The 20,374-nt window shown below is 69.7% G+C and carries 18 protein-coding genes, 2 tRNA genes and 1 pseudogene; 6 read left to right on the forward strand and 15 right to left on the reverse strand.

Annotation, left to right across the window (positions count from 1 at the left end; genetic code table 11):
- Positions 1-60 precede the first annotated feature (60 nt).
- On the forward strand, positions 61-1,398 hold the full coding sequence (locus tag I6J71_RS37860) for an acyltransferase (RefSeq protein WP_204091249.1): 1,338 nt from the start codon (positions 61-63) through the stop codon (positions 1,396-1,398).
- Here the strand turns inward: I6J71_RS37860 and I6J71_RS37865 are convergent.
- From I6J71_RS37865 to I6J71_RS51380, 9 genes are all read right to left on the reverse strand, one after another.
- Entirely contained in the window at positions 1,388-2,284 is an 897-nt protein-coding gene (locus tag I6J71_RS37865; protein ID WP_204091250.1) for an amidohydrolase family protein, read from the reverse strand. The genes I6J71_RS37860 and I6J71_RS37865 overlap by 11 nt on opposite strands.
- Positions 2,281-2,763: an SsrA-binding protein SmpB gene (smpB, locus tag I6J71_RS37870; RefSeq protein WP_204091251.1), complete on the reverse strand. Its 483-nt coding sequence runs from the start codon at positions 2,761-2,763 to the stop codon at positions 2,281-2,283. Before smpB ends, I6J71_RS37865 begins: the two co-directional genes overlap by 4 nt.
- Positions 2,764-2,813: 50 nt before the next feature.
- The gene (gene ftsX / locus I6J71_RS37875) at positions 2,814-3,707 is read right to left on the reverse strand and encodes a permease-like cell division protein FtsX (RefSeq protein WP_204091252.1); all 894 of its coding nucleotides are present in this window, start codon (positions 3,705-3,707) and stop codon (positions 2,814-2,816) included.
- Positions 3,708-3,772: 65 nt separating this feature from the next.
- Positions 3,773-4,462 carry a cell division ATP-binding protein FtsE gene (gene ftsE, locus I6J71_RS37880; protein WP_204091253.1) on the reverse strand — a complete coding sequence of 230 codons (690 nt, stop codon included), beginning with the start codon at positions 4,460-4,462 and terminating at the stop codon, positions 3,773-3,775.
- Between the two features lie 154 nt (positions 4,463-4,616).
- Positions 4,617-5,720, reverse strand: a complete 1,104-nt coding sequence (prfB, locus tag I6J71_RS37885; RefSeq protein WP_204091254.1) for a peptide chain release factor 2 — start codon at positions 5,718-5,720, stop codon at positions 4,617-4,619.
- Positions 5,721-5,783: 63 nt separating this feature from the next.
- A complete protein-coding gene (locus I6J71_RS37890) occupies positions 5,784-6,284 on the reverse strand; it encodes a PadR family transcriptional regulator (RefSeq protein WP_204091255.1) in 501 nt (166 codons plus the stop codon).
- Positions 6,285-6,542: 258 nt separating this feature from the next.
- Positions 6,543-6,616: transfer RNA gene (locus tag I6J71_RS37895), tRNA-Met, on the reverse strand.
- Between the two features lie 54 nt (positions 6,617-6,670).
- The gene (locus I6J71_RS51375; RefSeq protein WP_370542024.1) at positions 6,671-6,898 is read right to left on the reverse strand and encodes a hypothetical protein; all 228 of its coding nucleotides are present in this window, start codon (positions 6,896-6,898) and stop codon (positions 6,671-6,673) included.
- A gap of 108 nt (positions 6,899-7,006) precedes the next feature.
- On the reverse strand, positions 7,007-7,306 hold the full coding sequence (locus tag I6J71_RS51380; RefSeq protein WP_370542025.1) for a TetR family transcriptional regulator: 300 nt from the start codon (positions 7,304-7,306) through the stop codon (positions 7,007-7,009).
- Positions 7,307-7,854: 548 nt separating this feature from the next.
- Here I6J71_RS51380 and I6J71_RS51385 point away from each other — a divergent pair.
- A pseudogene (locus I6J71_RS51385) lies at positions 7,855-8,274 on the forward strand (FAD-dependent monooxygenase); the annotation flags it as partial.
- 445 nt (positions 8,275-8,719) lie between these two features.
- On the opposite strand, the gene I6J71_RS51390 reads toward I6J71_RS51385, so the two are convergent.
- The 4 genes from I6J71_RS51390 to I6J71_RS37920 all read right to left on the reverse strand — a co-directional run bounded on the left by I6J71_RS51390 (position 8,720) and on the right by I6J71_RS37920 (position 13,610).
- Positions 8,720-9,046, reverse strand: a complete 327-nt coding sequence (locus tag I6J71_RS51390) for a cytochrome P450 (RefSeq protein WP_370542026.1) — start codon at positions 9,044-9,046, stop codon at positions 8,720-8,722.
- The gene (locus I6J71_RS49380) at positions 9,040-9,600 is read right to left on the reverse strand and encodes a cytochrome P450 (RefSeq protein WP_239155635.1); all 561 of its coding nucleotides are present in this window, start codon (positions 9,598-9,600) and stop codon (positions 9,040-9,042) included. Before I6J71_RS49380 ends, I6J71_RS51390 begins: the two co-directional genes overlap by 7 nt.
- A gap of 870 nt (positions 9,601-10,470) precedes the next feature.
- Positions 10,471-10,544: transfer RNA gene (locus I6J71_RS37915), tRNA-Met, on the reverse strand.
- A gap of 69 nt (positions 10,545-10,613) precedes the next feature.
- On the reverse strand, positions 10,614-13,610 hold the full coding sequence (locus I6J71_RS37920; protein WP_204097434.1) for a UPF0182 family protein: 2,997 nt from the start codon (positions 13,608-13,610) through the stop codon (positions 10,614-10,616).
- Between the two features lie 162 nt (positions 13,611-13,772).
- On the opposite strand from I6J71_RS37920, the gene I6J71_RS37925 reads away from it, so the two are divergent.
- Positions 13,773-14,330, forward strand: coding sequence for a PPA1309 family protein (locus I6J71_RS37925; RefSeq protein WP_204091256.1), 558 nt, complete (start codon positions 13,773-13,775; stop codon positions 14,328-14,330).
- Positions 14,331-14,398: 68 nt separating this feature from the next.
- Here the strand turns inward: I6J71_RS37925 and I6J71_RS37930 are convergent, their stop codons facing one another.
- Positions 14,399-15,418, reverse strand: coding sequence for a PDZ domain-containing protein (locus tag I6J71_RS37930; protein WP_204097435.1), 1,020 nt, complete (start codon positions 15,416-15,418; stop codon positions 14,399-14,401).
- 191 nt (positions 15,419-15,609) lie between these two features.
- Between I6J71_RS37930 and I6J71_RS37935 the strand changes: the two genes are divergently transcribed.
- Positions 15,610-17,034, forward strand: coding sequence for a zinc-dependent metalloprotease (locus tag I6J71_RS37935; RefSeq protein ID WP_204091257.1), 1,425 nt, complete (start codon positions 15,610-15,612; stop codon positions 17,032-17,034).
- A 91-nt stretch (positions 17,035-17,125) separates the two neighbouring features.
- On the opposite strand, the gene I6J71_RS37940 is transcribed toward I6J71_RS37935, so the two are convergent.
- Positions 17,126-17,635 (reverse strand): M48 family metallopeptidase, encoded by a 510-nt coding sequence (locus I6J71_RS37940; protein ID WP_239155534.1) that lies wholly within the window; start codon positions 17,633-17,635, stop codon positions 17,126-17,128.
- Positions 17,636-17,855: 220 nt separating this feature from the next.
- Between I6J71_RS37940 and I6J71_RS37945 the strand changes: the two genes are divergently transcribed.
- Together I6J71_RS37945 and I6J71_RS37950 are read left to right on the forward strand one after the other, a co-directional pair.
- Positions 17,856-18,893, forward strand: coding sequence for a hypothetical protein (locus I6J71_RS37945; RefSeq protein ID WP_204091258.1), 1,038 nt, complete (start codon positions 17,856-17,858; stop codon positions 18,891-18,893).
- 54 nt (positions 18,894-18,947) lie between these two features.
- Positions 18,948-20,282 carry an AarF/ABC1/UbiB kinase family protein gene (locus tag I6J71_RS37950; protein ID WP_204091259.1) on the forward strand — a complete coding sequence of 445 codons (1,335 nt, stop codon included), beginning with the start codon at positions 18,948-18,950 and terminating at the stop codon, positions 20,280-20,282.
- The last annotated feature ends 92 nt before the right edge of the window (positions 20,283-20,374 follow it).

Here is a 20,374-nt window from a genome sequence, read left to right on the forward strand (position 1 = left end):
GGTCGAACTCGGCGGCTCACCCCGCTGTTTCCGCAGGCCGGAGCGGCCAGCCTGGACAGCATGACGACGAGCCAGCTGCGGGTCAGCACAGCGGCCTTGAAACCCGGCCGGGACAAGTTCCTCGACGTGGTCAGGGCGGGCGCGATCCTGGCGGTGATCACGCAGCACTGGGTGATGCCGGTGCTCTCCTACTCCCACGGCACCCTCGCGACCGGCAACGCGCTGGCGACGCCCGGCTGGTGGACGGTGACGTGGCTTTCCCAGGTCATGCCACTCGTGTTCTTCGCCGGCGGCGCGGCGAACCTGATCTCCTTGCGCCGAGCCGAATCGTCGCGGGCGTGGCTCGCGGCGCGCGTGCGGCGCCTGCTGGTGCCGGTGCTTCCGCTGCTCGCCGTCTGGCTCGTGGTGCCGGATCTGTTGCAGGGCTTGGGGATTCCGCCGCAGCCCGGGCAGATCGCGAGCTCGATCGCGGCGCAGCTGCTGTGGTTCCTCTCGGTGTACGTGCTCACGGTGCTGCTCACGCCGGTGATGGTCGCGGCGCACCGCCGCTGGGGCCTGAAGGTGCCGCTGGTGATGGCGGTGGCCGGCGCGCTCGTCGACGTCGCGCGCTTCGCCGACCTCGGGCTGATCGGGTACGTCAACGCGGTGTTCGTGTGGGTCGCGGTGCACCAGCTCGGGTTCGCCTACGTGGAGGGCAAACTGGGCGAGCTGACGCACCGCGGGGCGCTGGCGCTGTCCGCTGCCGGCTTCGGGGTGACGGCGCTGCTGGTCGCGTTCGGCCCTTACCCCGCCAGCATGATCGGCATGCCGGGCGCGCCCGTGTCGAACATGAGCCCGCCGACCGTGCTGCTGCTGTTCCTCGCCGTCGGTCAGCTGGGTCTGCTGCTGGCGTTCCGCCCGCAGCTCACCGCGCTGGCCGCCCGGCCGCACTTCGGCACCGTGCTGAGTTGGCTGGGTGCGCGGTTCATGAGCGTGTACCTGTGGCACATGCCGGCGTTGATCGCGGTCTCCGGCGTGACGGTGCTCGGCCTCGGGTACGTGACGCCCGCGCCCGGTTCGGTGCTGTGGCTCGTGATGGCGCCCGCGTGGTTCGCGCTCTGCGCCGCCGTGCTCCTGGTGCTGCTGCGGCTGTTCGCCCGCTTCGAGCTGCAGCGCGACGACGTGGTGGTCACCGCCCGCACGCCGCAGCTGGTGCTGGCCGGCCTGCTCGCGTCCGGTGGGCTGCTCGGCTTGGCGGCGCACGGGTTCCAGCCGCTGAGCGTCGCCTTCGCCCACGGCCCGATCCCGTGGGTCGCGCTGCTCGCCGCCGGGTTCGCGCTCGCCGGCCGCCAGGTATCCGTGACGCCGCTGCTCGACCGGGCCGTGACGGTGGCCGAGACGGCGCGGGTCAAACGCTGAGGAGCTTCGCGGGGGTGTCGTGCAGCACGGCCCGCAGGAACGGCTCGCCCAGGCGGTCGTCGGTTGCCCAGCCGGCGATCGCCTGCAGCTGCGTGGCGTAGGAGTACGGGATGTTCGGGAAGTCCGTGCCGAGCACCACGCGGTCGGCGAAGTCGGCGAGGCGCGCCGTCCAGTCGGCCGGCAGCGGTGACATCTTCTGCGCGAACGGCACACCGACCATCGTGGTGTCGATGTGCACGCGCGGGAAACGCGCCATCAGTTCGAACGCGCTCGTGAACTCGGGCATCGCGGCGTGGGCCAGCACAGCCGTGAGGTCCGGGTGCCGCTCGAGGACCTCGGCGAACACGTTCAGGCCCGTGAAGTCGCCCCGAAGCGGGCCGTGTCCACAGTGGACGACAACCGGCACGCCCGCGTCGGCCAGCGAACCCCAGACGGGCTTCAGCAGGTCGTCGCGCGGGTCATAGGCGCCGACCTGCACGTGGGCTTTGAAGCACCGCGCACCCGCCCGCAGGGCCTCGTCCACTGAGGACGCCGCGGCCGGCTCGGGGTAGAACGTGCCCGTCGGCACCGCTTCGGGAACCTGCTCGGCGAACTCCAGCACCCACGACGTGAGCCACTCCGCCATGCCCGGTTTGTGCGGGTAGACGAGCGGTGCGAACTTCTTCACACCCAGCTCGCGCAGCGTCCGCACGCGTTCGGCCTCCGGCGTGCGGTAGTGCACGGGCCATTCGGTGCCGTAGTGCTCCTGCGCGCGGTCGAAGTAGGCCCAGACCTTGTCCATGACCGGCTTCGGGAGGAAATGCACGTGGATGTCGACGAGCCCGTCGAGACCGAGGGAGGCGGTCCACCGCGCGACGTCGGCGTCCGAAGCGGGGCCCGGCGTCACTCCGTGAACCGGCCCTTCAGCGCCCGCCCCATCGCGCGGCTGATGTCGCGGTCGGCGTCGCGCTTGGCCAGCGACTGGCGCTTGTCGTAGGCCTTCTTGCCCTTGGCCAGCGCGATCTCGACCTTGACCTTGCCGTCCTTGAAGTACATCGACAGCGGCACGAGCGAGAGACCGCTTTCCTTGGTCTTGCCGATGAGCCGCTCGATCTCCCGCCGGTGCAGCAGCAGCTTCCGAGTGCGCCGCGGCATGTGGTTGGTCCACGTGCCCTGCGTGTACTCCGGGATGTGCACGTTGCGCAGCCACACCTCGCCGTCGTCGACCGTCGCGAACGCGTCGACGAGCGAAGCCTTGCCGGCCCGAAGGCTCTTCACCTCCGTGCCCTGGAGCACGAGTCCTGCTTCGTAGGTGTCCAGGATGGAGTAATCGTGCCGAGCCTTGCGGTTCGACGCGATGACCTTCTGACCACGTTCCTTGGGCATGTGACCACTCTACGTGATTCCCGGGCCGCGAGCAGGTGCTTATCGGCCCGCTAGTGGCGGACGTACAGGCGGAGCGTGACGTAACCCGTGATCGCCGAGATGACCACCGACACCGCCAACAGGATCGGGGCCACCGGGAACAGCAGCTCCAGCGTCGTGATCTGCGGGAAGACCTCACCCGTGAGCACGGAGTCGAGGAAGGAGAGCTTGGCGACCAGCAGGAAGACGATGCCGAGCACCGCACCGACCACGCCGGCGACCACCGCCTCCAGGAGGAACGGTAGCTGGGTGTACCACCGGGTGGCGCCGACGAGCCGCATGATGCCGACCTCCGTGCGCCGGGTGAACGCGGACACCTGGATCGTGTTCGCGATCAGCAGCAGGGCGGCGATGGCCATGATGAGCGCTATCCCGAACGCGATGTTGCGGATGCCGTTGAACACGTTGAACACGCGGTCGAGGAACTTCTTCTGGTCGTCGACCTTGCGCACGCCCGGCTTGCCCGAGTACTCGGCGATGATCGCCGCGCTGCGGTCCGGGTCCTTCAGCTTGACCTGCAGCGACGCCGGCAGCGCTTCCGGGCCGGTGAGCTCGAGCAGCTCGGGCTGGCTCGCGAAGATCTTCTTGAACCGGTCGTAGGCCTGGTCGCGGTTCTCGAACACGACCGACTCGACACCCGGGTTGCTCTGCAGCGACTGGCGCAGGCCGCTGCAGAGCGGCTGCGAGCAGTTCTTGTCGTTGGCGCTGATGTCCTCGACGAGGCTGACCTGCACCTCGACCTCGGCGAGGAAGTTCGCCTTCATCTTGTCGATCGTCCGCACGGCCAGCAGGCCACCGCCGAGCATGGCGAGGGAGACTGCCGTGGTGAGGATCATCGCGATGGTCATCGTGACGTTCCGGCGCAAACCGGTGAGGACCTCGCTGAAGACGAAACTGGCACGCATCGCAGGTACTTGTCCCTTGTTGGGTCGGGGCTGTCGGGGAGGGCGGGCGGCTGGGTCAGCTCGGGTCAGCGACCGATGCCGTACACCCCGCGGGCGTCATCACGGATCACGCGGCCGAGCTGCAGCTCGACGACCCGGCGCCGCATCGAGTCCACGATGGAGTGGTCGTGGGTGGCCATCAGCACGGTGGTGCCGGTGCGGTTGATGCGCTCCAGCAGCAGCATGATGTCCTGGCTGGTGTCCGGGTCCAGGTTCCCGGTCGGCTCGTCGGCCAGCAGCACCAGCGGCCGGTTCACGAACGCGCGCGCGATCGCCACGCGCTGCTGTTCACCACCGGAGAGCTCGTTGGGCAGGCGGTCGGCCTTGCCCTCCAGACCCACGAGCTCGAGCACCTCCGGCACGACCTTCTTGATGGTGTTGCGCGGCTTGCCGATGACCTCGAGCGCGAACGCGACGTTCTCGGCCACGGTCTTGTTGGCCAGCAAGCGGAAGTCCTGGAACACGCAGCCGATCGTCTGGCGCAGGCGGGGGACCCTGCGCCGGGCGAGCTTGGCGACGTCGAAGTTGGACACCATCACGCGGCCCTTGGTGGGCACCTCTTCCCGCAGCAGCAGCCGCAGGAACGTCGACTTCCCGGAACCCGACGGGCCGATGAGGAAGACGAACTCACCCTTGCCGACGTCGACCGACACCCGTTCGAGAGCGGGACGGGTCGAGGTCTTGTAGACCTTGGAAACCTCTTCGAGCCGGATCACGGTTCGGCATACTACCCATGACTCTCGTTAAGCCTGGGTTGCCCGTGCCCTCATGCGACGAGGGACTCCCGTCGTCGCCGAGCGTGGCGTTCGCCGCGCCGGGCGGTAGCGGAAGCCCCTCGTCCGAAGGTTTCGCAGGTCTGTCGAAAGTGGATCAGGCGACCGCGGCCTGCTTGCGCCAGCGGATGCCGGCTTCGAGGAAGTCGTCGATCTCCCCGTCGAGCACGGCGCTCGGGTTGCCGACCTCGTGCTCGGTCCGCAAGTCCTTGACCATCTGGTACGGGTGCAGCACGTAGTTGCGCATCTGGTTGCCCCAGCTGGAGCCGCCGTCCTTGAGCGCGTCCATCTCCGCGCGCTCCTCCTCCTTCTTGCGCTGCAGCAGCCGCGCCTGGAGGACCTTCATCGCCGCCGCCTTGTTCTGCAGCTGCGACTTCTCGTTCTGGCAGGAGACGACGATGTTCGTCGGGATGTGCGTGATGCGCACCGCGGAGTCGGTGGTGTTCACGCTCTGTCCACCGGGGCCCGACGAACGGTAGACATCGACTCGGATGTCCTTCTCCGGGATGTCGACGTGGTCGACCTCCTCGACCTCCGGCAGTACCTCGACGTGGGCGAACGACGTCTGGCGCCGGCTCTGGTTGTCGAACGGCGAGATCCGCACCAGCCGGTGGGTGCCCTGCTCGACCGAGAGGGTGCCGTAGGCGTAGGAGGCGCTCACCTTGAACGTCGCCGACTTGATGCCCGCCTCTTCGGCGTAGGAGATGTCGTAGACGTCGGTGGGGTACCCGTGGCGCTCGGCCCAGCGCAGGTACATGCGCAGCAGCATCTCGGCCCAGTCGGCCGCGTCGACGCCGCCGGCTTCCGCGCGGATGGTGACGACGGCGTTGCGGTCGTCGTACTCACCGGACAGCAGCGTGCGGACCTCGAGCGCGTCGATGTCCTTGCCGAGGCCCGTGAGGTCACCCTCGGCCTCCTGCACGCTGCCGGCGTCACCCTCGGCCTCGGCCAGCTCGTAGAGCACGCCGATGTCGTCGAGGCGCTGGCGCAGCTCCGAGACGCGCCGGAGCTCGCTCTGGCGGTGCGACAGCTGGCTCGTGACCTTCTGCGCCTCCTCCGGGTTGTCCCAGAGGGTGGGGCTGGACGCCTGCTGCTCGAGCTCCGCGACCTGCGCACGCAGCGCATCGAGGTCCATCACCGACTCGATCTGCGTCAGCTTGCCGGACAGGTCCTTGAGGGCCGCATCGAACTCATCACTCACGATGTCCAAGGTTACGGCAAAACCCACGACCGGTTGCGCACCGGTCGTGGGCTGCGGCGGGCGTCAGGCCTGCGGGATCGCGTCGAGCAGCTTCAGCGCGGCCTTGGCCTGCGCCTGCGCGAACTCGGCGACGGCCTTCGCGTACGGGCCGTCGGCACCCTTCGTGGCGGCCTTGGCCTCGTCGAGCTGGCCCTGGTAGGTGCTGCGGGCGGCATCGAGCAGCGTCGAACGCTGCTTCGCCGTCAGCGAACCGGCGTGCACGAGCCGCAGGATGAGCGGGCTGCGCAGGTGGTCGGGGCCGGCCTCGGACGTGAGCCACGTCTTGAAGGCCTTCTTGCCCGCCGCGGTGAGCACGTACTGCTGGCTCGAGCGCGGACCCTGCTTGCCCAGCCGGACGAGGCCCTCCTTGGACAACGCCGGGAGCTCGCGGTAGACCTGGCTGCGGGTGACACTGAAGAAGGCGCCGAAGCGCTCGTCGGCGCCCGCGACCAGCTGCCCACCCGTGGCGGGACCGTCGTGGAGGAGACCGAGCAGAGCGGCGGCTGTTGCATTCAATTCGGACACACCCCTACGTTCCCACTTCTTCGGCGGTATGTCCACAGTGGCCTCGGGATCTGTCCATTGTGGCTAGTGTTATCCCCTCGTTCGGCCCAATCCGGAAGCAGGTCCACTGTGGACCTGGACACGCTCCGCAACCGGACGGGCGCCCGTTCCGGCGCAAAACGACCAGGGCGCCGGAGCGCAACCACCACCTGAGCGAATCGGCAGGTCAGAGCACGAAAAAGCCCGGCTTGCACTGTGTGCAAACCGGGCTTTTCGCAGTAGCGGGGACAGGATTTGAACCTGCGACCTCTGGGTTATGAGCCCAGCGAGCTACCGAGCTGCTCCACCCCGCGTCGTGTGTAAATAGACTAACAGCAGGGGTCCAGGGGTTATTCCGGGACCCCCCGTTAACCCTCAAGCGCACCGTCTACCTGCGACGATGCCGCCTCGGCCCACTGCCGGGCCCCGCCCAGCACCATCGCGAGGCCATCGGAGAACCCGGCTTCGACATCGCGGGAGATCGCGGCACCCTCGTCGTCCGGGCCGTAGCGTTCGTCCCGCTCACCGGGCCGCGGGTACACGGCCTGCTCTTCGATGGTGAACCCGATCACGAAGCTGTAAACGGTGAACGACACGCACGCCGCCAGCGTGCCGTCGAGCCCGGCGTCGATCAGGTCCTGCAGCGGCCGCGGGCCGAGCAGCGCAGGTCGTCGAGGTAGGTACCCGAGAAGACCTTCGCGCCGTCACGGTAGGCCAGCAAGGTACGGCGCCATCCTGACCTGGTGTTCGAGGGCCTGCCACGGGTCGAGCCCGTCGGGTGGCAGGCGGTCGGCCACGGCGTCGGCGAGCATCTGCGTGGCCATCCGGTCGAGCAGCTCCTGCTTGTTCTTCAGGTGCCAGTACAGCACCGGCGCCTTGACGCCGAGGTCGCCGGCGATCAGCCGCAGGGTCAGCCCGTTCAGGCCCACCTCGTTGAGCAGGCGTAACCCCGAGCGCGCGATTTCTTGCCTGGTCAGGGCCATGGCGTCCTCCTGGCTCGACAATTTATCGATGTTAAAGGGACGTGGCGGCAGGTCAACTTAACAACGTTAAGGAGTGGCTGTGAACGAGCCGCACGCCGATGTCGTCGTGGCGGCTGCCGCGGGTCAGCGCCGTGGTGGTGGAACGGCTGCCCGAGCGCATCGGCTGTCGAAGGCGCTGAACCTGCAATCAGGAACCGCGGAGGTGCCCGACCTGCGGATCGCTGTCGAGAGCGGAGGAACGCGCGTTCGCCACCGTCCAGGAGGGACACTTCACGGTCATCCCCGTGAGCTACGCCGCACCCGTACCAGCTCGGCATCCCGCCGGCGCGGGTCGACGACCTGCTCGAGGAGCGGTTCGTCGAGCTGGGCGGCAAGGTACTGCGCGGGCACGAGCTGGTCTCCCTCACCCAGGACGACGAGGGAGTGCGGGCCATGGCCGGAGAGGTGGTCCGTGGCCGCAGCACCGTCCGCAGGCTGCTGGGCGTGCCGTTCGAAGGCGACGACGGCAGCGGCTACGGCGTGGTGGCCGACATCGTCGCGGGCCGCGGGCCGGACGGCGCGGCCGCTGCGTGGACGTCGGTGCGCGGCAGGGTCCGCTCCGCCGCCCGACGGGCTTCTGCGGGCTCATCCCGCTCGACGAGCCACTGCTGTACCGCCTCACCCTCGGCGACCGCGCGCACCGGCCCGCGAACTTCCGCAGCCCCGTCCCCGCCGACGAGGTGCACACGGCTGTCGCCGCCACGTACGGCCCGGTGACGATCAAGGAGATCAGCTGGCTGTCCCGCTTCTCCGACGCAGCCCGCTACCGCACCGGCCGCGCCCTGCTGGCCGGCGACGCGGCCCACATCCACTTCCCCGCCGGCGGCCAGGGCTTGGACCTCGACGTCCAGGACGCGATGAACCTGGGCTGGCAGCTCGCCGCGGCCATTCGCGGGGACACTTCCGTGCTCGACACCTACGAGCCGGAACGGCACACCGTCGGCGCCGGGGTGCTGGAGAACGTCGCCGCCCAGAACGGCCTCATCTCCCGGTCGACGTCGAGCCGCGCGGTGCGCGCCCTCTTCACGACGCCGGCCGACCTGCCCGACGTGTCCCGCCACCTGTCCGGTCTGGTCTGCGGTCTCGCCGTCCGCTACCCGGGCCCCGGCGGCGCCCACCCGTTGACCGGCACGCGCCTGCCCGGCTTCCCCTTACCGGGCGGCTCTCGGGCCAGCACGCTCTTCCACTCGAACCACCACGTCCTCTTCGGCACTCCGACGCTGACCTGCCCCCGGCCCACTGTCCACAGCGGACCTTCCCGCTTTACCCTTCCTGGCGGCCGCCGCCCTGGTCCGCCCGGACGGCTAGTTCTCCTGGCTCACTTCACGATGACGGGCAACGACTCGAACCCTCGCAGCGTCACCGTGTGCGCCCATACCGGCTCCCCCGCCGCCGTCAACCGGGGCACGCGCCGGGCGAGTTCACGCAACACCGTCCGCCCTTCCAGCCGCGCCAACGGCGCGCCGAGGCAGAAGTGCGCACCGTGCCCGAACGACAGGTGCCGCGCTCGGCGGCGAGGTCGAACACCCCGGGGTCCCGGAACGCCCGCGGATCCCGGTTGGCTGCCCCGATCAGCACCACGGTCTGCGTTCCCGCCGTCAGCTCGACACCGCCCACGACGGTGTCGACGAGCGCGGTGCGCAGCGTGAGCTGGATCGGCGAGTCGTACCGCAGGACTTCCTCGACCGCTGCCTCGGCGAGTGACCCGTCGCGGCTCAACACCGCGTACTGCTCGGGTTGCGCAGGAACGCGAGCACCCCGTTCCCGATGAGGTCCGTCGTCGTCTCGTGCCCGGCGATCAGCAACAGCGTCAACGTGACCAGCAGCTCGCCCTCGCTGAGCACGTCCCCCCGGTCGGACACCGCGACCAGCTCGGACAGCAGATCCTCTCCCGGCTTCCAGCGCCGCTGCTCGGCCAGTTCCCGGAAGTAGGCGTTGAACTCGCGCCTCGCCGAGGCCGCTCGCTCCACCGCTTCCGGTGGCAGCAGGAACGCCGGATCCGACGCCCGCGCCATCGCGGCCGACCACGCGCCGAACCGTTCCCGGTCCGCGACCGGGACGCCCAGCAGCTCCGCGATCACCGTCACCGGCAACGCAACCGCCAGCTCTCCCATCAGCTCGGCCTCGCCGGCGTCGAGCGCGCGATCGATCGACTCCCCGACCAACCCCTCGACGCGCGCCTTGAGCCCCTCCACCACGCGCGGCGTGAACGCCTTCGCCACCAGCCGTCGCAACCGCGTGTGGTCCGGCGGGTTCAGGAACGCCAGCGCGCGCACCACCCGCCCCTGTCAATCCACCGGCTGCCCCGGTTCGCCCGCCGCCACCAGTTCCGGCTCCGGGTGACCGAACCCGGCACCCTTCAGGACGGCTTCCGCCTCACTGAACCCCAGTCCACCACAAGGCCCTCAGCGCTCCTGACCACGGGCCCGCGCTCGCGCCGCTCCTCATAAACCCCGCACCGGCCCTCATTGCCCTGCCGCGCCACCAACTCCACCACCGCAACCACGCCACTTCCCCCTTCGCCCCCGCCACCCAGCCCCACACACCACTGTGGAGCCCAAACCGCAGGCTGCCGCACGCAAATCTCACCACCCAACACAACCCACCCCGGGGGTCCAGGGGGCGAATCCCCTCCCGGCGGACGCCGGGGGGTCGACCCCCGAAGAAATGCGGAAGACGCCCCTCACTTGCCCTTCCACAAACCGCAGCCAGAGCCTCCCACCCACCACCGCACGCAGGAGCCACCGGGGGTTCGACCCCCGAAGAAATTCGGAAGAGGGCCCTTGCTTGCGCTTTCCGCAAACCGCAGCCCACCTCTCCCACCCACTACGGCACGCAACGCTCACCAGCCAACGCAACCCACCTTGGGGGGTCCAGGGGGGGCGAAGCCCCTCCTGGCGGGGGCCCGGGGGTTCGACCCCCGAAGAAATTCGGAAGAGGGCCCTTGCTTGCGCTTTCCGCAAACCGCAGCCCACCTCTCCCACCCACTACGGCACGCAACGCTCACCAGCCAACGCAACCCACCTTGGGGGGTCCAGGGGGGGCGAAGCCCCTCCTGGCGGGGGCCCGGGGGTTCGACGCCCGAAGAAAATGCGAAAGAGGGCCTTTGCTTGCGCATTATGCAAGCAAAGGCCCTCTGCACTCTGTAGCGGGGACAGGATTTGAACCTGCGACCTCTGGGTTATGAGCCCAGCGAGCTACCGAGCTGCTCCACCCCGCGTCGGTGACACCTACCTTACGCCCCGGTTTCTCGTGGGTGCAAAGCAGGTGCCCCTTCGCGTAAGCGACGTCACCCGCCGGGCTGTTGGGGTGTTCCGCTGCCGGCCGGTGGGGGGCTCGCCTTGGCCGATTCGTACTCCTTCGCCGCGGCGTCCAGGGCGGCGAGTGCCGCGCCCTGGTCGGCGAAGTTGCCCGACTGCTGGGCGGCTTTGAGCTTCGCCAGCGCGGACTGGATGTCCGTCACTGCCTTGTCGAGTGCCTGGTTGCTGCCGCCCGAGTTGGGCGGGGGTGTGGTTGTCGTGGGGTTGGCGGGTGACGCCGGGGTGGTCGGTTTCGTCGAAGCCGGTGGTGCCCCTTCGACCGGTGTGGTCGCCGCGGCGCCGGTGCCCTTGCCGAACACCTGGTCCAGTGCCTCGTTGAGCGTCGGTGCGTAGCCGACTTGCGAGCCGAACGACACGAGCACGCGGGCCAGCTGCGGGTAGCTCAGCTGGTTGCGCTGTCTGATGTACACGGGTTCGACGTAGAGGAACCCGTCGGCGACCGGCAGCGTGATCATGTTGCCGTAGATCGGGACCACGTTGGGGTTGTTGAGCAGGGTCCGGTCGGAAGCGACCTGCTGGTCGCTCTGGAATCTGTTTTGGACTTGTACCGGCCCGTCCACCTGGTTCGAACCGCTGGCCGGGGGTAGCCGGAGCACTCGGATGGTGCCGTAGTCTTGCGCATCGGACGAGACCGACATCCACGACGCGAGGTACTGCCGTTGCAGACCGGTGAGCCCGCTGGTCAGCTGGAACGTCGGCGTGCCTTCGCCCGCTGCGTCGGCGAGGACGTAGTAGCCGGGTTGGTTCGCGACGTTCGCGGCCGCCGTGGTGGCGCTGCCGTCTTCCGTCGGGTCCTGGGGGACGCTCCAGAAGGCCTGCTGCGCGTAGAACTCCTGGGGGCTGTCCACGTGGTAGCGGGCGAGGAGCTCACGCTGGATCTTGAAGAGGTCCTCGGGGTAGCGGAAGTGCGCCCGCAGGTCGGGTGAGATGTCCGCGCTCGGCTTCACCAGGCCCGGGAACACCTTCTCCCACGCGTTGAGGACGGGTTCCTTGTCGTCGATCGAGTACAGGGTGACCGTGCCGTTGAACGCGTCGACGGTCGCCTTCACCGAGTTGCGGATGTAGTTGATCGAGTTGTTGGCCTGCTTGGTGACTCCGTTGAGCGAGTCGTTGGTGGCCTCGCCGAGCTGCGTCTGCTGCGCGTACGGGTAGTTGTTGAGCGTGGTGTAGCCGTCGACGATCCAGACGATCTTGCCGTCGACGACCGCGGGGTACGGGTCACCGTCGAGCGTCAGCCACGGCGCGACCTTGCTGACGCGGTCGCGGGGGTCGCGGTTGTACATGATCTTCGAACCGTCGCCGATGGCGTCGGAGAACAGGATGTTGCGCTCGCCGTACTCGGCCGCGAACGCGAGCCGGTTGAACCAGTTGCTGAGCGGGACGCCGCCCGAGCCGGTGTAGAGGTAGTTGCGCTGGCTGTCGGTGTCGTACTCGCCGGGCGCCTTGCCCGGTGTGCCGCCGACGATCGCGTAGTCGTTCTCGTTGGCCAGCTCGCCGTAGTAGATGCGCGGCTGGTCGACGCGGATGCCGGGCTTGCCACCGACGGAACCGGCGCCGGTGGGGTTGGTCGTGTCGCTCGTGGTGGCGATCGGGTAGCCGCCGCCGGTGTTCGAGTCGGACACGTCCGTCACGGCGCGGTCGATGGTGTTGGCCGGCGCGGCGACGAACCCGTTGCCGTGGGTGTAGACGAGGTGCTTGTTGATCCAGTTGGTCTGGTTGCCGGTCAGCCCGTCGGTCTTCATCTCCTTGGCGGCCACGATGTAGTCCTGCGTGGTGCCGTTGAGGGTGTAGCGGTCGATGTCGAGCTTCGCCGGGAAGCCGTAGAAGTTCTCGCGGCCGACGCGCTGGGTGAAGGTGTCGCTCAGCACGTTCGGGTCGAGCAGCCGGATGTTGGACACGGTGCCGGTGTCGGCCTTCACCGCGTCGGACGTCGCCGTGTTCTTGCCCGGGTAGTTCTCGTACTTCACGTTCTGCAGCCCGAACGCCGAGCGCGTCGCGTCCATGTTCCGCTGGATCGAGGTGGCTTCCTTGTCGTTCGCGTTCGGCTTCACCGAGAACTGGTCGAGGATCGCGGGCCACGCGACGCCGATCAGCACGCCCGACAGGATCAGCAGCACGAGCGCGATCGCCGGCAGTTGCAGGTTGCGCAGGAACGCGCCGGCGAAGAACGCGACGGCGCAGATCACGCAGATGCACAGCAGGATCAGCTTCGCCGGCAGCACCGCGTTGAGGTCGGTGTACGTGGCGCCGTTGAACAGCGGCATGTCGCGATCGGAGAGCAGCAGGTTGTAGCGGTCGAAGAAGTACTCGACGGCCTTCAGCAGCACGAAGAGGCCAACGGTGATCGCGAGCTGCGCGCGCGCCGGGCCCGACAGCTGGCCGCCGCGGCCGGCGAGGCGGATGCCACCGAAGATGTAGTGGGCGATCAGCGCGCCGAAGAACGAGATGACGACCGTGATGAACAGCCAGCCGAGCAGCCAGTTCACGAACGGCATGTCGAACGCGTAGAAGCCGATGTCGAGCCCGAACTGGGGGTCCTTCTGCCCGAACGACGTGCCGTTGAGGAACAGCTGCACCAGCTGCCAGTCGCCCATCGCCGACGCACCGGAGATGAGGCCGGTGATCAGCGGGATGCCGATGCCGAACAGGCGGATGCGGGCGACGATCATCGAGCGGTAGCGCGACAGCGGGTCGTCGCTGCCCGAGACGGGCACGAACACCGGGCGCGTCCGGTACGCGATGATCAGGCTGACCGCGAGCGTGCCGCCCACGAGGAGCCCGACGGCCACGAAGAGGACTATCCGGGTGAGGATCTCCGTCGTGAACACCTGGCGCGCGTGGACCTCGCCGAACCACAACCAGTCGACGTAGGTGTCGAGGAGCCTGACGCCCAGCAGCAGCGCCAGCACGATCACCGCGGCGACGATGAGGAGGATCCGGCTGCGGCGGGACAGCTTCAGGCTCACGGGCCTAGACGCCACGGCAACGCTCCTGTCTTCGTGAACACGATCGCGGGGACGCGGACGTCCCTTGACGGTTTAACTCTACGGATGGCTTCCCGAGTTCCCGGGACCGCCCAAACCGGACGTCGGACGACGCCGTGCGGGGCGGCCTGCGACGATGTCGCCATGCTTCCGACCGATCCGCCCGCCGCCAACCCCGTCGCCGGCCTGGCCCGGGAAGTCGAAGAGTTCGTCGCCTCCGGCGGCTGGGACCAGCCGCCGCAGCTGTTCGCGCTGGTGCCCACCGCGGCGCTGCTCGACGAGCAGCCCGAGCTGGCCGGCCAGCTCGACCGCGCGAACCCGCTGACGCCCGTGGCGCAGGAGGCGCTGCCCGAGGGAGACCTCGCCGAGTCGCTGGGGCGGATCGCCTGGCCCGAGATCGTGGTGGGCTGCGCGCTCGCGCAGGAGATCATCGTGCTGCCACCCGACGTCGAGGCCGAGCTCGAAGGCGTCGCCGAGGCCGACGCCGAGCGCCTGCGCCGCGCGGCCGCCGACCACCCGCGGCGCACCGAAGCGCGGCTCGTGGCGGCGGTGCTGCGCGAAGGCGATGTGGCGTGCGTGATGCGGTTGCGCGGTGCGCGGCCGGACGAGCCGGGTGACGCCGACGCGCTGGACGAGATCGTCGAGAGCCCGGACCTCGCACCCAACCTGCTCGAAGCGCTGAAGACGACGCTGCTGCCCTGAGCCGCCACGAGCCGGGGGCCTCCGCATGGGGGCCTCCGGATCCGGGCGGGTGCTGGCACGGTGGGTCCTCAGCAGTGCGTGGTGGGCCGGCCGGCCTTGAGGTTCTGGAGCTGGGTCAGCGCATCGTCCAGAGTGGACACCTTGATCAAGTTGAGCCCGTCGGGCACGGCCGATTTCGCTTCGGCGCAGTTGTGCGCGGGCACGAGGAAGTCGGTGGCCCCCGCCTCGCGCGCGCCGACGACCTTGAACGAGATGCCGCCGATCGGGCCGACCTCGCCCGTCTCGCTGATCTCGCCCGTGCCCGCGATGTGGCGGCCGGCGGCGAGGTTGCTGTCGGGCTGCCCGGGCGGGGTGAGGCGGTCGATGATCGCCAGCGTGAACATCAGGCCTGCCGACGGGCCGCCGACGTCCTGCAGGGAGATGTTGACGTCGAACGGCGCCTGCGCGTGGTCGACGGCCGTCAGGCCCATGAAGCCCTGGGTGCGGTCGGAGCGCTGGGCGAGCGTGATCGGGACGGTGCGCTGGGGCTGCCCGTCGGACTGGAAAGTGACCTGCACGGTCTGCCCGGGCTTGGTACCGGTGAGCGCGGCCGCGACGTCGGCGGCCTCCTTCACCGGCTTGCCGTTGACCGTGACGAGTTTGTCGCCGGGCGCGAGCACGTGGTCGGCGGGGCTGCCGGACACGATCTCCTTGGCGACGACCTCCACCGGGTAGCCGAGGCGGCGCAGGGCGGCGACCTGGGCGTTGCTCTGCGAGTCCTGCAGCTGCTGGATGTTCTCCTGCTTGACCTGCTCGTTGGTCTCGCCGGGCCGGTAGTACTCCTCGCGCGGCGCGAGGGCGTAGCGGCCACTGGCCCAGAGGCCGAGCGCGGTGAAGAGGTTGATCCCGTCGTTGAGCGACACGGTCGTCATGCGCAGTTCGCCGTTGGTCTGGAACGTCTGGTGGCCCTTGACCTGGATCACCTCGTTGCCCGCGGCGTCGCGACCGAGCGTGTCGTACGTGGGTCCGGGACTGATGGCCACGTACGGCACCTGGACCAGGAAACCGGCTACGACGAACACCAGGAACAGCGCTCCGCTGACCAGCAGGGTCCAGCCGCGGCGGGTCATCCGCCGCTCTTCGCGGGCCGGTTCCCTCGACGGCTCGGTCCGGCTGTTCGCGGTCGCGGTCTCCTCGTCGGGTTTGGTCACGAGCGACAGCGTACGGTGACCGTGTTCGCTTCCCGGTGAAGGCCATGGTTGACGCGCTGGGAGAGGCCCTACCCGCGTACGGTGGACGTATGAGCAAACCCCCGTTCGGTTTCGGACCGCCCGATCCCGACAGACGAGGCGACAACGACCCGGAGCAGCCGTCCGGCGCCGAGGCGTTCAACCAGCTCGGGCAGATGCTGAGCCAGCTGGGCCAGATGCTCAGCCAGGCGGGCTCCTCCAGCGGGCCGGTGAACTACGACCTGGCGAAACAGATCGCGCTCCAGAACCTCAGCGGTTCGGAGGACGCGAAGATCGGCTTCACCTCGTCCACCGGCGACTCGTCGACGGCCGTGCGCGACGCCGCCCACCTCGCCGAGCTGTGGCTCGACGCGGCGACGATCCTGCCGGCCGGCGCGACCACCACCGTCGCGTGGTCGGCGCGCACCTGGGTCGAGAAGACGCTGCCGACGTGGCAGCGGCTCTGCGATCCCGTCGCGCAGCAGGTGTCCGGCGCGTGGATGCAGGCGCTGCCCGAGGAGGCCAAGCAGGCCGCCGGGCCGCTGCTGGCGATGATGGGGCAGATGGGCGGGATGGCCTTCGGCTCCCAGCTCGGCAACGCGCTCGCGCAGCTCGCCCAGGAGGTGCTGACGTCCACGGAGGTCGGCTTGCCGCTGGGCCCGGCCAACACTTCGGCACTGCTGCCCGCGAACATCGAGAAGTTCACCGAGGGGCTCGAGGTGCCGAGCAGCGAGGTGGTCGTGTTCCTCGCCGCGCGCGAAGCCGCCCACCAGCGTCTGTTCGCCCACGTGCCGTGGCTGCGCCAGCGCCTGCTGGCGACAGTCGAGGAGTTCGCGCGCGGGATCACCGTCGACACGTCGGCGCTCGAGTCGCTGGCCGGCCAGATCGACCCGGCCAACCCGGCGAGCATCGAAGAAGCCATGTCCTCGGGCCTGCTCGAGCCGAAGACCACGCCCGAGCAGGAGTCGGCGCTGAAGCGCCTCGAGACCCTGCTCGCCCTCGTCGAAGGCTGGGTCGACGTCGTGGTCGCCGAGGCCATCGGCGACCGGCTGCCCGGCGCCGGCGCCCTGCGCGAGACGCTCCGCCGCCGTCGCGCAACGGGCGGCCCCGCAGAGCAGACTTTCGCAACGCTCGTGGGCCTCGAACTGCGTCCCCGTCGGATGCGCGCCGCGTCTTCCTTGTGGAAGCTCGTGGGCGACCGCCACGGTATGGAGAAGCGCGACGGTCTCTGGTCTCACCCGGACCTCATGCCGACCGCGGAGGACCTCGACGAGCCCCTCGACTTCGCCGACCGCCTCGGCGACGTCCCGGTCCTCGGCGACGACTTCGACCCCATCGCCGAGCTGGAACGGACCCAGAAGCGCGAAGCCGACGCCACTTCCGGCTCGGCTGCCGAGTCCGGCACCGACTCCGGTTCCGGCGCTGACTCGGGCTCGGACTCGGAAGCCGCCCCGAAGCCCGACTCGGACGACAAGGGCGACTCTCCGTCGTGCTGACTCTCGGCACCAACCCCGGTCCTCCGCCGTCCCGTGGCGGAGGACCGGGTCGGTTCGGCCGTCTACTGCCCGGCTCAACCGGAGCCCGCGCTCAGTCTTCCGCCGATATCCCCCATCCCGCTGCCGCCGACAGGCCCTCCAGGTACCCGATGGCACGCTCCGTCTTCGGGTACCGGTTCACCAACGTCCAGAACGCGGCGTCGTGTCCCGGTTCCCGCAGGTGGGCGAGCTCGTGCACCAGCACGTAGTCCAAGACCCACTGCGGCACCCGCTGCAGGCTGTCACTGACGCGGATCGTCGCGTCGACCGGGGTGCAGGAGGCCCAGCGGGTGCGCATGGGCGGCACCCAGCGCACGCTCGCGGGTATCGCCCGCGGGTGCACGTACTTTGCCGCGAGTAGGGCGCAGCGCGCCAGCAACGCATCGTCCGACGCCTTCGGCGACGCGGGCTTGCGCGGCTCCGGGCGCTGCAGCTTGCGCTCCATCTCCGCGACCCAGTGCCGTTCTTCCGCGCGGGACAAGTGTGCCGGGATGAGCACCACGAGGGTGTCGTCTTTCCAGTACGCGGTGACCGTCCGGCGCCGGCGCGTGCTGCGCCGCACCTCGACCTTGTGTTCAGGAGTGTCCGACGGGGCGTTCGTTCCGCCCCGGCCCCGCAGTGAGGGCATCCGTGCTTCGACCACTCGACAACGGTAAGGCCAGTGACCGACAACTTGGAGCGCCGAAAGGTCACAGCCCCGAGTTGTCCACAACTTGCGTGCCCTGTGGATAACTCGCGCTTTTGAGGCCGTACAACGCCGAGTGAGTGTCAAGCTGATCATCATGACCTTGTCCACCGTTCCACCGCCGGACGTCTTGCTGCCGGCCTACCCGACGCTCCTCCAGGGCCTCCACGTGCTGGAACGCGGCGGCGGCGAAATCCAGATCGGTCTCGACCCGCGCCACGGCGTCGTGGCCGGCCGGCTCGAGCCGAGCGTGGTCGAGCTCGTGCGCCGGCTCGACGGCAGGCGCCACCTCGACACCCTGCTCGCCGAGAGCGAACACCTCGACCAGCTGCGGCTGCTGCTCAAGCAGCTCACCGCGCTGGGTCTCGTCACGGAAGCACCCACGCCCACCGCGAAGCGCGTCGAGACCGGCTTCTGGTCCCTGCGCGCCCGCCACCACCAGACCGCGCTCACCGAACGGCGGCGGCAGAGCCTGGTGACCGTCCGCGGCGATGGCCGGATCGCCGTGGCCGTCGCCGTGCTGCTGGCCAACGCGGGCATCGGGCACATCGACGTCCGCGCGTCCGGCACGGTCGGGGAAGCCGACCTCGGTTCCGGCCTCACCACGGCGGAACTGGGCGTGCCGCACAGGCGAGCGGTGCTGAACGTGCTGGCTCGCGTCGCGCCCGACGTCACCACCGGCCGCAACCACCACCGCACCCCCGACGTCGTGATACTCACCGATGCCCTGGTTCCGGCGCCGGAGCTGGTGGCCGAACTCGTCGACGCCGGCGTCCCGCACCTGCCCGCGAAGGTCCGCGACGGCACGCCGATCGTGGGCCCGCTGGTCGTTCCCGGCCGCAGCGCCTGCCTGCGGTGCTGCGACCTGCACCGCACCGACCTGGACGCGGCTTGGCCGCGGCTCGCGAGCCAGCTCGTGGACGTCGACCAGCGGCCCGATCTGGGGGCCGTGCAGTCGTGCGCCGCGCTGGCCGTCGCGCAGGCGCTGCGCGTGCTGTCGCCGAGCACCGAACCGCCGCCGAGCTGGAACAGCACCATGGAGCTCGACGCGTTCGAGGGCCGCCTGCGCCACCGGTACTGGGAGCCCCACCCGGACTGCGATTGCGGCGCCCCCGCGCCGCCTCCGGAGACGTAGCCCACACCCACCGGCGGGCTGCGGCGGACAAGGTCACCAAGGCAGAATCGCAGGGTGACCGATTCCGCCGCAGACCGCGAATCAGCCCTGCCGCGACGAGGTGCCGCGCGCACCGCGAAGCTGGCCAGTATCCCGCTCGGGATCGCCGGACGCGCCGTCGGCGGGTGGGGCAAGCGGCTCGCCGGGCAGAGCGCGGACCAGGTCAGCGCGACACTGTCGGCGAAGGCCGCAGAGCAGCTGTTCGAGGTGCTGGGCACGCTCAAGGGCGGCGCCATGAAGTTCGGCCAGGCGCTGAGCGTGTTCGAGGCCGCCGTGCCTGACGACATGGCCCAGCCGTACCGCGAAGCACTGACGAAGCTGCAGTCGGCCGCCCCGCCGATGTCGGCGCAGCAGACGCGCCGCGTGCTCGCCCAGCAGCTCGGGCGGTCGTGGGAAGGCCGGTTCGCCCACTTCGACGACGTCCCCGCGGCGGCGGCGAGCATCGGCCAGGTCCACCGCGCGACCTGGCACGACGGCCGCGAGGTCGCCGTCAAGGTCCAGTACCCGGGTGCCGACGAGGCGCTGCGAAGCGACCTGCGGCAGCTGCAGCGGTTCAGCCGGCTGTTCCAGGCGTTCGTGCCCGGCACGGACGTGAAGCCGCTGCTCGCCGAGCTGGCCGAGCGCATGGACGAGGAGCTCGACTACCTCAACGAGGCCGACAACCAGCGTGCCTTCGTGAAGGCCTTCGAGGGCGACCCGGAGTTCCTGATCCCGCGGGTGGTGGCGAGCGCGCCGAAGGTCGTGATCACCGAGTGGGTCACGGGCACCCCGCTGGCCAAGGTCATCTCCGGCGGCGACCGCGAGATCCGCAACCTCGCCGGCCGGCTGCTCATGGAGTTCCACTACTCGTCGCCGGCCCGGGCGCACCTGCTGCACTCCGACCCGCACCCCGGCAACTTCATGGTCACCGACGACGGCCGCCTGTGTGTGCTGGACTTCGGCGGCGTCGCGAAGCTGCCCCACGGCATCCCGCGGCACCTGGGCGAGATGACCCGGCTGGCACTCGACGGCGACTCCGCCGATCTCATGCGGCTGCTACGGGAGAACGGCTTCGTCCGCGCGGAGTCCGACCTCTCCGCCGACGAGGTGCTCGCGTACCTGGCGCCGTTCACGGAGCCGCTGGCCACGCCGACGTTCCACTTCACGCGCCGCTGGATGCAGAAGCAGGCCGGCCGCGTCGGCGACACCCGCGGCAGCGATTTCCGCGTCGGCCGGTCGCTGAACCTGCCGCCCGAGTACCTGATGATCCACCGGGTCACCGCCGGGTCCACGGGCATCCTCTGCCAGCTCGACGCCGAAGTGCCCGCGCGCGGGATCGTGGAGCGCTGGCAGCCCGGGTTCGCGCACTGAGTTGTCCACAGGCTCCGGCGTTTCAGACGCCGCCGAGCGGGAGTTATCCACAGATTCGCCAAGCCGGTTCCACTCGGATGGCCGAGCGGCCA

The sequence above is a fragment of the Amycolatopsis sp. FDAARGOS 1241 genome, from assembly GCF_016889705.1.
In the GTDB taxonomy this organism is placed as follows: domain Bacteria; phylum Actinomycetota; class Actinomycetes; order Mycobacteriales; family Pseudonocardiaceae; genus Amycolatopsis.